General features: G+C 49.9%; 12 protein-coding genes. 6 read left to right on the forward strand and 6 right to left on the reverse strand.

Features of this window, described 5'->3' with window-relative positions; genetic code table 11:
• Positions 1 to 26 precede the first annotated feature (26 nt).
• The 3 genes from sfsA to NX720_RS12645 all read left to right on the forward strand — a co-directional run bounded on the left by sfsA (position 27) and on the right by NX720_RS12645 (position 5,260).
• Positions 27 to 758: a DNA/RNA nuclease SfsA gene (gene sfsA, locus NX720_RS12635; protein WP_262601456.1), complete on the forward strand. Its 732-nt coding sequence runs from the start codon at positions 27 to 29 to the stop codon at positions 756 to 758.
• A 139-nt stretch (positions 759 to 897) separates the two neighbouring features.
• On the forward strand, positions 898 to 2,982 hold the full coding sequence (locus tag NX720_RS12640) for a hypothetical protein (protein WP_262601457.1): 2,085 nt from the start codon (positions 898 to 900) through the stop codon (positions 2,980 to 2,982).
• A 265-nt stretch (positions 2,983 to 3,247) separates the two neighbouring features.
• Complete coding sequence (locus NX720_RS12645; protein WP_262601458.1) at positions 3,248 to 5,260, forward strand: hypothetical protein; 2,013 nt, start codon at positions 3,248 to 3,250, stop codon at positions 5,258 to 5,260.
• Between the two features lie 114 nt (positions 5,261 to 5,374).
• On the opposite strand, the gene NX720_RS12650 is transcribed toward NX720_RS12645, so the two are convergent.
• From NX720_RS12650 to NX720_RS12675, 6 genes are read right to left on the reverse strand one after another with little or no spacing between them, the layout of a single operon-like run.
• Positions 5,375 to 6,148, reverse strand: a complete 774-nt coding sequence (locus NX720_RS12650) for a heme ABC transporter ATP-binding protein (protein ID WP_262601459.1) — start codon at positions 6,146 to 6,148, stop codon at positions 5,375 to 5,377.
• On the reverse strand, positions 6,148 to 7,194 hold the full coding sequence (locus NX720_RS12655) for a FecCD family ABC transporter permease (protein WP_262601460.1): 1,047 nt from the start codon (positions 7,192 to 7,194) through the stop codon (positions 6,148 to 6,150). The genes NX720_RS12650 and NX720_RS12655 overlap by 1 nt, the downstream gene beginning before the upstream one ends.
• A 39-nt stretch (positions 7,195 to 7,233) precedes the next feature.
• Positions 7,234 to 8,091: a heme/hemin ABC transporter substrate-binding protein gene (locus NX720_RS12660; RefSeq protein WP_262601461.1), complete on the reverse strand. Its 858-nt coding sequence runs from the start codon at positions 8,089 to 8,091 to the stop codon at positions 7,234 to 7,236.
• Between the two features lie 2 nt (positions 8,092 to 8,093).
• Entirely contained in the window at positions 8,094 to 8,516 is a 423-nt protein-coding gene (locus NX720_RS12665; protein WP_262601462.1) for an ExbD/TolR family protein, read from the reverse strand.
• Complete coding sequence (locus NX720_RS12670; RefSeq protein ID WP_262601463.1) at positions 8,513 to 9,199, reverse strand: MotA/TolQ/ExbB proton channel family protein; 687 nt, start codon at positions 9,197 to 9,199, stop codon at positions 8,513 to 8,515. Before NX720_RS12670 ends, NX720_RS12665 begins: the two co-directional genes overlap by 4 nt.
• 14 nt (positions 9,200 to 9,213) lie before the next feature.
• Positions 9,214 to 9,918, reverse strand: a complete 705-nt coding sequence (locus NX720_RS12675) for an energy transducer TonB (RefSeq protein WP_262601464.1) — start codon at positions 9,916 to 9,918, stop codon at positions 9,214 to 9,216.
• A 428-nt stretch (positions 9,919 to 10,346) separates the two neighbouring features.
• Here NX720_RS12675 and hutW point away from each other — a divergent pair, with 428 nt between their 5' ends.
• The 3 genes from hutW (at position 10,347) to NX720_RS12690 (ending at position 13,399) form a co-directional block, all read left to right on the forward strand.
• Positions 10,347 to 11,894 carry a heme anaerobic degradation radical SAM methyltransferase ChuW/HutW gene (hutW, locus tag NX720_RS12680; RefSeq protein ID WP_262601465.1) on the forward strand — a complete coding sequence of 516 codons (1,548 nt, stop codon included), beginning with the start codon at positions 10,347 to 10,349 and terminating at the stop codon, positions 11,892 to 11,894.
• A 17-nt stretch (positions 11,895 to 11,911) separates the two neighbouring features.
• The gene (gene hutX / locus NX720_RS12685; protein ID WP_262601466.1) at positions 11,912 to 12,409 is read left to right on the forward strand and encodes a heme utilization cystosolic carrier protein HutX; all 498 of its coding nucleotides are present in this window, start codon (positions 11,912 to 11,914) and stop codon (positions 12,407 to 12,409) included.
• Positions 12,410 to 12,583: 174 nt separating this feature from the next.
• Positions 12,584 to 13,399, forward strand: a complete 816-nt coding sequence (locus tag NX720_RS12690; RefSeq protein WP_262601467.1) for an NAD-dependent epimerase/dehydratase family protein — start codon at positions 12,584 to 12,586, stop codon at positions 13,397 to 13,399.
• Positions 13,400 to 13,412: the final 13 nt, after the last annotated feature.

A 13,412-nucleotide genomic window follows, 5' to 3' on the forward strand; every position in this document is an offset into this window, starting at 1 on the left:
AAACAATAGTTTAATCATAAAACAGTATGAAATATCCAGAAATTCTTCAGGAAGGACGTTTAATCCGTCGCTACAAACGCTTTATGGCAGACATTGAGCGGGCAGATGGTCAGCAAATTACGTTGCATTGCCCGAATACCGGCTCCATGAAAAATTGCCTGTATCCCGGTAAGCGGGTCTGGTATTCCGACTCCCATAACCCCAAACGAAAATACCCCTGCACCTGGGAGCTGGCGGAAATCCCTGTGGTGTTCGATGGCAATGAACAAATGACTCTGGCGGGTATGAATACTGGCCGGGCCAATCCACTGGTGGAAGAGTTGCTCCAGGCCGGCAGGGTAGAAGCACTGGCGCAGTACAGTACTATCCGTCGGGAGGTGAAATATGGCTCGGAAAACAGCCGGATCGATTTTCTGCTGACTCAGGACGGTTTGCCGGACTGTTACCTTGAAGTGAAAAGCGTGACCCTGGCAATGGGCGAAGGTCTGGGTTTATTTCCCGATGCGGTCACCAGCCGGGGAGCCAGGCATCTGCGGGAGCTCCGGGAAATCTGCGAAAAAGGGGGGCGGGCTGTTCTGTTTTTCTGTGTTCAGCATACCGGTATTGACCGGGTGGCACCTGCGGATGAGATTGATCCGGAGTACGGTCGAACCCTGCGTGAAGCTATCAGGGCTGGCGTTGAAGTGATGGCATGGGGGGCGGATATTTCAACGGTGCAAATTGAGCTGACAAAAGAGTTGCTTGTGCTGGTTGGGTAAAGGTCAGAAGTCGTCAGGTCAGAGGGTTGATTTGGCTATTTCTTCGGTGACGATTTTTAGCGACAGGAACTAAGAGTAGAAAAGGGAGTCAAAGCAAGAGTTATAAAACGATCGAACCATTTCATGACTACAAGGATGTATGATGTATTCCGATATTGTAAAGGGCAAAAAGCCAACACCTCCAACACCTCCAACGCCTCCAGCACAACAAGGCACTCTTCCTGCCCAGACCTCTCCCCGGGCCCAGGGGGCTGCGGCGGTCACTCCGCGGGGGCGGCAGTGTGATACCCGCTCACCGAGTGAGCAACGTGTTGCGGGAGCGGCTGCAGGCACTTACCCAGAGCTTCCCCGTTCATCCTCATCTCCACGCACTTGCACAAAGCATAAATCTTATAACCCGAGTCATGGTCAAAGAGGTGCTGCCAGAAAACAGCAAGCACCACCCATAACCGGAGAAGATATTTCAGTGCCATTGCAGACACGGCTTCAACCTATAGGGACAGTGAAGCGGCGATTCAGCAGTACCCAGAAAGACCTGTTTGCTCCTGCCAGAGTGGAGTGTGAACAATTACAGACAAAACTCCTGCAGGCAGACAAACGTCAGGCATCAAATGCTCTTAAGCAGCTTCACAGGTATGCAGTGATTGCCGGTAAAGGAATGGACTATCAGTCGTCTCTTCAGTTACTGGAATATCTCCTTACGGACTATTTGCCTGGTTGCAGTGATAAACACCTTGCCAAATCAGCCAGGGAAACGGTTGGCGTAATACTGGACAGGCTCGTCGGCCCCCTGTTTACCAAACCTGATTTCAGAAAAGATGAGAGCTGTGAGTTAGCCAGAGAGCAATTACTGGAACTTTGCCAGAAACGAAACTTTGAACCCTTAGAGCGGATGAAAGACGCAGAGAAAGAATTATTAATGTATCACCTGATAAAAAAGATCGTTAATTCAAAGCGATATGATCAATTATCAGGATTTTGTGAGACCTTTAACTATGAGAAGACCTATAAGGGGCTTGTCGATCGTACACGCAACGAAAAGGAATTTCCCAAGGCTCCGTGGTGTGCTCGTTTATACTGGCTTGTTGCTGCGTATTACACTCACAAACTGTCGCTTCATGAATTAAAAGTAGAGTTTGACCTTATTGAGGACGAGATCAAATCTGTTGCGGGCCAACACATAGAGGTTGATAAAGCCTATCTGACTGCCCGATGTGAGCTGAGCAATTTGTTGTATGAGTCCCCTCATAATGAAAATGCAATGGACAAGGTCAGTCAGCTCATAGCAGAGCTTCAGTCCTGCCCATCGAAGCTCATTCCGTCCTCCCAGTACAAAGAGCTTCTGATAGCCTTTGTCTGCAGAAGCAAGGTTAAAATACTTATCGACAGGGGGCAGTTAAATGAAGCGGGTGATTTATTAAAAAAAGTGTCTGAAGCAGAAACAAAATATCAGGTTCATTCTATTAAAACGGAAGTATTGAGGACACGCCTCAAGCGATTAACTATTGGCGATCAGCCAAAAGGTTCGAAAGACATTGAAATGATTCAACAGGAAATAGCCAGACTAAAACAGTTTGGTGACAAATACCATGGTTCAATACTTGAAATAGTTGACTGTTATATACTCCTTGGTAATAAGGAAGCCGCTCTGGAAGAATTAAAGCGCTATGCCGGTCGTGAGAAGCAAGAGGTGCTTATGCGCAGAGCTGTTTTGTTGTCGGATCTTAAACGATATTCTGAAGCGGTTGAGACTCTCAGACAGTTACCTGACTCCGGGTACAGTCAAAGCTGGAAAGCCTTAACAACCCATGCCGTTACTCTGACAAACTGGGCAAACGATGGTTACGAAAAAAACACACAGACTGGAGAGACTCGAAAAGTCATGTTGACTGAAGATGACCGGAGAAAATACTTACTTGAGTCGCTCAGGCTTTTCCGTTCAGCCATCGAATGTGCGCCTGCCGATTATTCCGGAGCCTGGGGAGGGGTTGGGCATTTTTGTGATATCCAGGCGTCAGCAAAGCTACTCAATTTCCAAAAATACAAGCATTGGTTGCCTGAGCAGATTCGACACGCATCCAACTGGGGGGGTGCTGCCGGAAAAGCGTTCAGTATTGAGAAGGGGCAAACTCCGGCAGAAACTGCCAGAATTCAGTCTGGCCTTAAACAAACTCCTCCCAATGAGTCATACAGCGCAGCAGTTAAGGGGCGCAGCATTCAATAACTTACCGGGCTTTTGGCTTTTGGCTATTAGCTGCTCATACAGCCAACCGCCAAAAGCCAACAGCGGTATATTATGTTCTGCTGCTTACCTAAGCGGTGATTTAGTTAAACGCTGGCAAAATCCCTTTATTGTGAGTCTTCAGCCAGATGTAAATGAAGCCTGTTTTTCTTCGGTGACTATTTTCAGCGACAGGAACTAAGAGTAGAAAAGGAAGTCAAAGCAAGAGTTATAAAACGATCGAACCATTTCATGACGACAAGGATGTATGATGTATCCAAATATTCAGGGCCAAAAGCTAACAACACCTTCACAACAAGACACTCTTCCTGCCCAGGCCGCTACTCCGCCTCCGAGACCTGCTGCTGTCACTCGCCAGGGACGACGTTGTGGTATCAATCCACCGACTCAGCAAGGTGTTGCGGGAAATGCTGAAGACACTCGCTCCGCTGAACTTTCATCTTCACGCACTTGCACGAGGTATCAACGAGGGAGGGGTCAAAGAAGAGGTGCTGTCAGAAAACATCAAGCGGCATCCAGAACTGAAAAAGATATCTCAGCGCCATTGCAGGCACTGCTTAAACCTGTGGGGACGGTGGAGAAGCGATTCAGCAGTACCCAGAAAGACCAGTTTGCTCTTGCCAGAGTGGAGTGTGAAAAATTACAGACAAAACTCCTGCAGGCAGACAAAGGTCAGGCATTAAATGCTCTTCGGCAGCTTCAAAGGTATGCATTGGTTGCAGGTAAAGGAATGGACTATAAGTCGTCTGTTCAGTTACTGAAATATCTCCTTACGGACTATTTGCCTGGTTGCAGTGATAAACACCTTGCCGCATCAGCCCGGAACACGGTTGGTATAATACTGGACAGGCTCGTCAGGCCCCTGTTTATCGTATCTGATTTCACAAAAGAAGAGGGCTGTGAGTTAGCCAGAAAGCAATTACTGGAATTGTGCCAGGAACGAAACTTTGAACCCTTAGCGCTGATGCAAGCCGATAAGAAAGAATTATTAATGTATTACCTGATAGAACAGCTCGTTAATTCAGGGAAACATGATCAATTATCAGGACTTTGTGGGCTCTTTGACTATGAGAAACTTGCCGAGCGTTCACGCACCGAAAAGCATGTTCCCAAGGCACCGTGGTGTGCTCGTTTATACTGGCTTCTTGCTACGTATTACACTCGAAAACTGCCAGCTGGTGAATTATTAGCAAAGTTAGATCGTATTGATGAAGAAATCAAACCTGTTGTAGATCAATGCGAAATGATTAAAAAAGCCTATCTGATTGTTCGATGCAAGCTGATTAATTTAAATGAGTTGCTTGATGATGAAGATGCATTGAAGAAGATCAATCAGGTCTTAGGTGAACTTAAGGACTGCCCACATAAAGTTATTGAACCCTCCAAGTTCAAAGACCTTATGATGACTTCAATCTTGAAAAGTAAGATTAAAAAACTTATCGGTATAGGGCAATTACAGGAAGCTGATGATTTATTGAACAAAGTGTCTGAAACAGAAAAAAAATATCAGGTTAAGTCTATTAAAACTGAAGTGTTGAAAACACAGCTCAAGCGAGTGGCTATAGGCGATCATTTAACAGACCCGAAAGATCGTGAAATAATTCAACAGGAAATAGCAAGGCTAAGGCAGTTTGAAGACAAATACGAGGGTGCAAAGGTTGAAATAGCCAACTGTTATAGCTTTCTTGATGATAAGGAAGCCGCCCATAAAGAGTTAAAGGATTTTACTGGCTTTAGTTCGGATAAGGCGCTTTTTCGCAGAGCTGTTTTGCTATCGGAACTTAAACAACACTCTGAATCGGTTGCGGTTCTCAATTCGGTACCTCATTCCGAATACCCTCAAAGCTGGATAGCCTTAACGACCCATGCCGTTACTCTGAAAAATTGGGCAAACGATGGTTACGAAATAAACGCAAAGGATGACAAAGTCAGGTTGACTGAAGATGACCGGAAAAAATATTTCCTTGAGTCTCTCAGACTTTTCCGTTCAGCCATCGAATGTGCGCCTGCCGATTATTCCGGAGCCTGGGGAGGGGTTGGGCATCTGTGTGATATCCAGGCGTCAGCAAAGCTACTCAATTTCCAAAAATACAAGCGTTGGTTGCCTGAGCAGATTCGACACGCAACCAGCTGGAGGGATGCTGCCAGTAAAGCGTTCAGTGTTGAGAAAGGCCAGATTTCGGCAGAAACTGCCAGAATTCAGTCTGGCCTTAAGAAAACTCTTCCCAAAGAGTCATACAGCGCAGCAGTTAAACGGTGATTTAGTTAAACGCTGGCAAAATCCCTTTTTTATGAGTCTTCAGCCAGATGCAAATGAAGCCTGTTTTTGTCATGGCACGATCCTTTGAACGGGTCCCGGATCGTGCTTTGCCTGTCAGTGGGTAATGACCAGAGGGCAGTGATGTTCCGGGTGATCCGACACAGAGACATGAATGTTGAATACAGAGTGGACTATTTCCGGTGTCAAAACGTTCCACGGGTTCCCCTGTGCAGCCACCTGACCCTTTTGCAGAATCACCAGCTGATCAGAGTAACGGGCAGCCAGATTAAGGTCATGCAGAATAACCAGCACGCCCATGCCCTGCTCATCGGCCTGCTGTCTGGCGATTTGCAGAGTCAGTTGCTGGTGGGCCGGATCAAGGGCTGATGTGGGTTCATCCAGCAGCAGAAAGCGATCACCTCTGTCACTCTTGTCCCAGATTTGTGCCAGAACCCTGGCCATGTGTACCCGCTGGCGTTCTCCGCCCGACAGGGTCGTGTACTGTCGCTGGCTCAAATGACAGGCATCGACCTTGTCCAGAGCCTGTTCGATAATCGACAGGTTCTCCTGACGGTTGCTGGAGCAGGGCGTTCGCCCCAGCATAACCACTTCCTGAACGGTAAAAGGAAAACTCAGGGAAGACGACTGTGGTAGTACGCCCAGCATCAGGGCTTTTTGTCTGAGGTCCCACTGCTCCCGGTGGTTAAGCAATACCTTTCCGGACGATAGCCGACGTTCCCCGCAGGCGACTTTCATCAGGGTGCTTTTACCCGCGCCATTCGGTCCCAGTACCGTCACCACCTGACCCGGCTCAACCCTGAGGCTGACATCATTCAATAATGTTTTACTGCCCACGTTCACCGTGGCATTTTGAATGTCCAGAGACATCAGGCAATCCTCTTGCGTTGCTGCCATAGCAGGGAAATAAAGAACGGTGCGCCCATCAACGCCGTAACAATGCCAATGGGCAGTTCCGCCGGGCTGACGATAACACGGGCAATCATATCGGCCAGCAGCAGCAGGGTTCCGCCGAGCATGGCGGACGCCGGGAGCAGAACCTTGTGATCCGGGCCGACCATCATCCGGATCAGGTGTGGCACCACGAGACCGACAAAGCCAATGATTCCGGCCACGGACACCGACACACCCACCACCAGGGCGGTTAACACAATCAGGGTCAGTTTGGCGCTCTGAACATTGATGCCCAGATGGCGAGCCTCTGACTCTCCCAGCAGCATGGCATTAAGGATTGAACCGTAGCGGCACAGCAGCAACACAACAGGCGCTAACAATGACAGGCAGATCAGTACAGAGTTCCAGGTGGCTCCGGCAATGCTGCCCATCTGCCAGAAGGTGAGATTTCTAAGAGTGGAGTCGTCAGAAATATACGTCAGTACCCCAAGACCTGCGCCTGCCAGGGCGGTAATGGCAACACCTGCCAGCAGCATGGTAGCCACTGACGTGCCGTTGCTCGTTGTGCCCATCTTATAGACGACGAATGTTGTTAAGCAGCTGCCAGTGAATGCCAGCAGCGACACGCTGTAGTTTTGGATTAAGACAGGAAAGTCACTCAGCAATACGCCACCGAGAACGATCGCGATGGCTGCCCCGAGAGCTGCACCACTGGCAACACCGATAATACTGGGGTCAGCCAGCGGGTTTCGGAACAACCCCTGCATGGCGGCACCACCAATAGCCAGTGAGCTTCCAACCAGTACACCCAGCAGGGTTCTCGGCAGACGAATGGATTCGACAATTAAACGTGTATGTTCAGGGATATCGCTGTGGATTAATCCCAGGCGTTCCAGCAGCAGGCTGATGATGTCTCCGGAAGGAATGGAAATCGGTCCGGTTCCAACAGAGAAAATCATGGTTAATGGCAGAAGAATGCCCAGGCCGACCAGCAGTGTGGTCGACTTACGACTTCGGTTCATTATTGAGTTCCAGGGAGACTGTTCTGATTATGTCCGGTTTCAGGATTTAGCGGGAAAAAAGGCTTTTGCCAGTTCTACGGCCAGCTCACCGGTTCGGGGACCAAGCCCTCCCAGGAGCATGTTCGGCTCAATGGCAATCATGCGCCCGCTTTTACCAGCCGGAGTCTGTTGTAAAACAGGCTGCATGTCGATCAGTTGTCGGGGGGTTGTACCTTTGCCCTGATCTGAATAAAGCACAACATCCGGTGCCAGCTGCAGCAGCGCTTCATTGGACAGAGGCTTATAGCTGGCAAACTGACTGGCTGTCGGGTTAATGCCACCTGCCAGTTCGATCAGGGAGTTAGCGGCTGTATTGTTACCCGCTACGTAAGGGGTGCGCCCACCCATGGCCAGCATAAACAATACGGTTGGCTTTTTCTGGTCTCCAGCAATGTTTCTGGCTTCCGCAAACGAGTCTGAGACAGACTGCCAGAGTTGTTTACCTTCCTGCTCTTTATCCAGGATTTTTGCCAGGGACAGAATACGGTGCTGAATACTTTCGGCATCGCTCTTCAGAGGCAGGGTGGCGATATTCACACCGGCACTTTTTAACTGCTCCATGGTCGTGGGTGGCCCCATATCCTCAGTGCCAATCAGGATCGAAGGTTGCATGGCAAGAATGCCCTCGGCCGACAGCTGTTTGAGATACCCAAGCCGTGGCAGGCTGTTGACGTCTTCCGGGTAAGCACTGATGGAATCAACAGCAACAATCTGGTCACCTGCCCCAAGGGCGTAAATGATTTCGGTAACGCCGCTGCCGGCTGAGATAATCCGTGGCGTGGAAATCTCTTTTGCCTGAGCCGCCATGGCAAACAGGGTGGCGATGATAATCGTTGATAATCGTTTAAAAGCTTTCACAATCAGGCGTCCTCCATTAATACCTGGGCTGCGGTGATATCGTTTTCACTGAGAAACATCATCAGTTTGACCAGGTTCCCCAGTGGTGCCTCTTCGTCACCCGCTACCAGAACCGTAGTGTCCGGTTCGGCTTTTACTTCACTCAACAGAGCGGCGGTAAAGGCTTCAAAGCTGTCATAGCGTTCTTCAGAAACGGCCCAGGGTTTACCTTCTGAAAGAATGCTGACGGTTAAGGTTTTCGGTTCATGGGTCACTTCGGCCTGTTCCCGGCTGGCTTCCGGCAGATTCACTGGCAGGCTCAGTGTCTGAGCGTTCGCCGTAAACAGCAGAAAGACCATCACGATAAAGACCACATCCAGCAACGGGGTCAGGTCAGCCGCCGGGAAAGAGGCATTGGTTTCTTCACCGTTGTTAATGCGAATCATGCTGCGACTGCCTTGAGGCAAGCGGTACCTTCGGCTTCATCGGCCAGACCGTGCTCATCCATCTTCAGGCCTTCCAGCAGCAGGTTGGCGTGGTTCATGGCAAACTCCAGGCGCGACATGTAGTGGTTCGCCCAAACGCCCAGACCGTGCGCGGCTGCCAGAGAAGGAATGGCAACCATCAGGCCAAAGGCGGTGGTGAACATGGCAACCCACAGACCATCAGCAAGAATATCCGGTGTCACTGGCCCCTGGACGGCTGCGATATTACGGAACATGTCAATCAGGCCCATCACTGTACCCAGCAGACCCAGCATGGGTGCCAGAATACCAATCAGCATCAGGGGCTTGAGCCAGGAGTGCAGGGTGCGTTTCTGCTTGAGCAGCCACAGGCCGGCCACCTCTTCGCGCATGGTTTTGCTGGCACTGCTGTGGCTCAGTAAAACAGCAATACCCTGTCGTATGCCTTTGCCTGTGCGGAGGCTTTTGCACACGCTGTCTTTCGTGTTACGGCAGCTGGCGCAGCCTCGTACTTCATCAAACAGGGTGTGCATACCCTTGCGGCCCAGAGACGGCAGCGTAGCGTAGGTAATAAGCCGTTCAAGAATCAGGGCAAAGCTTAGACAGGACGCAACAGCCAGCGGCCACCCCATCATTCCCATTGAAGCAATCTGTTCCGCGATCATGCGTGTCTACCTGTTTAATTCAGCTGGAAAGCCACGGGTACATGCACCAGTGACTGAACAAAATGGTTGTTACGTTTCTGGGGTTTGAACTCCCAGTTCTCTACGGCGGCAACAGCCGACCTGTCGAGGGCATCGAAGCCGGAAGACTCTATGACCGATATGGTTAATGCCGAGCCATTTTCGTCAACGGTAACTTCCAGCATGACAATACCCTGCTGGTTACGACGCTGTGCCGAGCGAGGGTAGCGGGGCCGGGTCCAGTTGACGATTTCCGGTTCACTGACGAAGACCGGTTCATCGCTCAGGCCTTCGACCATGGTTTCTTCAAGGGCGCTTGCTACCACCTGTTCCATCACCGGTTCGGGAGCCTCTTCCTCGACGATTTCTTCTTCGGGTTCTGGCTCTTCCTGAATACTCTCTTGAACACTCTTTTGAACAATAGGATCAGGAATGATCACCGCATCTTTTTTCGGTTCGGGGGGTTCAGGCTTCGGTTCGGGAGGCGGCTCTGCTTTTTTGGGTTTCGGCTTGGGTTTAGGCTCTGGCTGAGGCTCTGGCTCAGGCAGCGTCACCGTTGAAAATGTCATGCTGATCGGCGCTTTGACACTGCCCATGCTGATGGTGTGCTGCTCCTCTTCCACCTTATAGATGAGCTGATACGCCACTGCGGCATGAGCGGCAATGGAAGCAAGCAATGTGAAAATCAGTTTCCTAGGCATATTGTTGTCATAGCGACGAGAGTTTCCAGAAATCGGGCACAAGAGTACTTGATGTTTGAGAGTTCTTCAATTATCTAAATAGGAATGATTTGCGTTTGATATTGCACTTACGTAATATCCGCAGTGAAATAATCTCTATGGAAACAGTCTTTGCAGAAACAGTCTCCACGCTTTCGGGCTTCTTTATGGGAAGTCCGTTTTTTTATGGGGGAGTAGAAAAAATAATCTGTTACCGCATTTCGTGTTGCGTCAAGCCGAAAAGGGATAAGTACAAATCAAATGGTAATGATTTGTATTTAAAAGTGTATTTTCATACCATCGTACCCATTTGATCGTAGTGAGCTGGCCTTACCATCATTTCTAAATAACCAGAAGGCGCACCTGCGCTTTCTGGCGTTTCTGAAGATTTATACGGACTTGTATATAACATGACCAAACCAGTTGTTCTGACGGAAGCCATGACAGGCCGTTCAGTGCCTGATCCTCTGCGCCATGCGTTTGACCGGAAAACCTCTGCCCACAGCCGTGGTGCCGGTACACCCCTGCCACCCATGATGTGGCAGGAAAGCTGGAACCAGCTGATGTCCAGGCCCTTTGGTAAAGGCAAACGGGCTGCTTACTTCCATATTCCTTTCTGCCGTACCAAATGTTCTTACTGTGGTTTCTTCCAGAACACGACAAAAGAAACCATGGTCGAAAAATACGTCGACTACCTGGTACGTGAAATCGAAATGACGGCCCAGCTACCCAATGTGCAGAGCGCACCGATTCAGGCGGTTTACTTTGGTGGTGGCACACCGACTGATTTAAGCGCAGAACAGATTCGCCGCCTGGGTAAAGTGATTCGCGATAACCTGCCACTGTCAAACGACTGTGAAATGACGTTTGAATCTCGCTTCAACGGGCTGACGGATGAAAAGATTGATGCCTGTGTCGAGGCGGGTTTTAACCGCTTTTCCCTGGGTGTGCAGACCTTCAACAGTGAAATCCGTCGCAAGATGAGCCGTATTGATACGGAAGAAGTGCTTAACGAGCGTTTGCAGAAGCTGATGTCCACCGGTCAGATTGCGGTGGTGATTGACCTGATCTTTGGTCTGCCTTATCAGACCATGGACGGCTGGCTGAAAGACCTGGACAAACTGGTTGAAAGTGGCATTGATGGTGCCGACCTGTATCAGCTGATTCTGATGGGCAACACCCGTATGGCAGCCAGTATTGAAAAAGGCAGCATGCCGGAACCGGCGAACACGGTTGAAAAGGCTGATATGTTCAGGGCCGGTATCGAACACTTGAATAAACACCATTACCGTCGTCTGAGTGTCAGCCACTGGGGACGTACCAGCCGTGAACGTAACATCTACAACCATCTGTCCAAGTCCGGTTGCGATGTGATTCCTTTTGGCTCCGGCGCAGGCGGTAATATTGCCGGTCACAGCATGATGCTGCATCGCAAACTGGATGATTATTTTGCCGCTATCGACAACGGTGATAAACCGGTGATGGGCGTGGTGGCTCCCAGCTCACTCTACAAAGCCTTTGGTGCTGCCGGAGCCGCTTTTGACTTCGGTTACCTGAACCTGAAAGAGATGGACAAAAGTGGTTTTGACTTCAGCACCCGTTGTGAACCGTTGTTTGAAGAGTGGGTGAACAATGGTCTGGCAGAACGTTCCGGGCATTATGTGAACCTGACGCTGGCCGGGCAGTTCTGGGCCGTGAATCTGAACCAGGGTCTGCAGGCTTACATGCTGGAGCTGACCGAAGAGTCGGCTGAATCCGGCGGTCACATGGGGGGGCACCATCAGTCAGGTGATGAGAAGGCCAGGGGCGAGCTGGAAAAGCTGATGGCGAAAATGCCAAAGAGCATGCTGGACAAGATGCCTGAAGGCCACTCTTTAGGGAAAGAGGGTTTTACCGGCAAGGAAGACATTCCATCCGGCTGCCCGGTACACAAATTAATTAACTGGATTCGCAAATAATTAAGGAATAAAAGTCAATGTCTACGCAAGAAGCTGTACGTAAACTGATTGCCGAAAATCCGGAAAAACTGCCAGCAGAAATCGCTGCCGAGCTAAACACCACTGAACTGGAAGCCGTTTCCAACCTGCCGGAAGAGATGGTTACCCTGCTGGACGGTAGCCTGTTTGAAACCCTGACCGAAGAATTTCGCACCTGGGGCGAGGTGCTGACGGTGATTGATGTGGAAGGCCATATCTTTGAACTGGCCGGTGTATTCCCGAAAGGTGGCAAAAAATTCGGTTACTACAACATGAGCGATCGTGGCACGCCGTTGAAAGGTCATCTGAGGCTGGACGGTTTCAGCAAAATTGCCCTGGTCTCCAAACCTTTTCATGGTGTCGATACAAAGTCGGTGCAATTTTTCAGTCATGCTGGTAAAACCGTCTTCAAGCTTTATATTCGTCGTAACAAAGACAAAAGCTTTGTTGCTGAACAACTGGAAAAGTTTGAAGCACTGAAAAAACTGGCGGTCTAGCTGTTAGCTGTTAGCTGTTAGCTGTTAGCTGTTAGCTGTTAGCTATTGGCTATTAGCTAACAGCCAAAAGCCAAAAGCCAAAAGCCAAAAGCCAATAGCCAAAAGCCAATAGCCAAAAGCCAAAAGCCAAAAGCCAATAGCCAAAACAGACTACAGAAGCAACGGTGACAACAAGTGAGCAGTAAATCTCGTATAAGCATAGTGGGCTACGGTCGTGTTGGTCTGCCTCTGGCTAAAGCCCTGAAAGAAAAAGGGTACGACGTGACCGGTACGGTTACCGGTTCAGAAAAGCGTGACAAGCTGGTGGCTGAAGGTCTGGACACCCATATTCTCAGCTTTGACCCGCAACCTCAGGGCAACCTGGCGGCTGCCATGGAAGCGGATGTGCTGGTTATTACCATTCCACCTTCCATGCGTGCCCCTCAGGATTATCCGGCGATTCTTGAAAGCCTTGCTGATGCGGCGGCGAACAGTGGGATTAAAAAGGTGCTGTTTGTTGCCACTACCTCAGTTTATCCGCAAACCGGTGATGAGGTTCGTGAAGAAGACGCTACCCATGAGGCCAGTCCGTTTCTTGGTTTTTCCTGGTTGCCTCTGGAAGAAACCTTTACGCAGCGTGACGAATTTACAACAACCGTTGTGCGGTTTTCCGGCCTGATGGGGGGTGGCATTAACCCGGGTATGTACTTTGCCGGGCGCGAACTGAAAGGCGCAAATGATCCTGTCAATATGATCCATATAGACGATTGCGTTGGCGCAATAGCTGCTATTATCGAACAGGATGTATGGGGTGAGGCGTTTAATGCTTCAGCGGATGAACATCCCAGAAAGCGCGACTTCTACACCAAAGCCTGTGCCAGTGCGGGTATTCCGGCACCGGTTTTCAGTGATGAACCTTCCCCCTACCGTATCGTCAACTGCGACAAACTGAAGCAGCGTCTTGGGTATGTGTTCAAACACTCCGATCCTCTGGCTGCTCTTGATAGCTAACGAGACTGAATAG

The organism is Endozoicomonas euniceicola (assembly GCF_025562755.1).
Classification (GTDB): Bacteria; Pseudomonadota; Gammaproteobacteria; order Pseudomonadales; family Endozoicomonadaceae; genus Endozoicomonas_A; species Endozoicomonas_A euniceicola.

What these genes read in the sequence shown, in the direction of transcription:
- NX720_RS12655 (WP_262601460.1), bottom strand. Translation starts at nt 7,194, where the DNA reads ATGAACCGAAGTCGTAAGTCGACCACACTGCTGGTCGGCCTGGGCATT.
- NX720_RS12665 (WP_262601462.1), bottom strand. Translation starts at nt 8,516, where the DNA reads ATGATTCGCATTAACAACGGTGAAGAAACCAATGCCTCTTTCCCGGCG.
- sfsA (WP_262601456.1), top strand. Translation starts at nt 27, where the DNA reads ATGAAATATCCAGAAATTCTTCAGGAAGGACGTTTAATCCGTCGCTAC.
- NX720_RS12640 (WP_262601457.1), top strand. Translation starts at nt 898, where the DNA reads ATGATGTATTCCGATATTGTAAAGGGCAAAAAGCCAACACCTCCAACA.
- hutX (WP_262601466.1), top strand. Translation starts at nt 11,912, where the DNA reads ATGTCTACGCAAGAAGCTGTACGTAAACTGATTGCCGAAAATCCGGAA.
- NX720_RS12675 (WP_262601464.1), bottom strand. Translation starts at nt 9,918, where the DNA reads ATGCCTAGGAAACTGATTTTCACATTGCTTGCTTCCATTGCCGCTCAT.
- hutW (WP_262601465.1), top strand. Translation starts at nt 10,347, where the DNA reads ATGACCAAACCAGTTGTTCTGACGGAAGCCATGACAGGCCGTTCAGTG.
- NX720_RS12650 (WP_262601459.1), bottom strand. Translation starts at nt 6,148, where the DNA reads ATGTCTCTGGACATTCAAAATGCCACGGTGAACGTGGGCAGTAAAACA.
- NX720_RS12645 (WP_262601458.1), top strand. Translation starts at nt 3,248, where the DNA reads ATGATGTATCCAAATATTCAGGGCCAAAAGCTAACAACACCTTCACAA.
- NX720_RS12670 (WP_262601463.1), bottom strand. Translation starts at nt 9,199, where the DNA reads ATGATCGCGGAACAGATTGCTTCAATGGGAATGATGGGGTGGCCGCTG.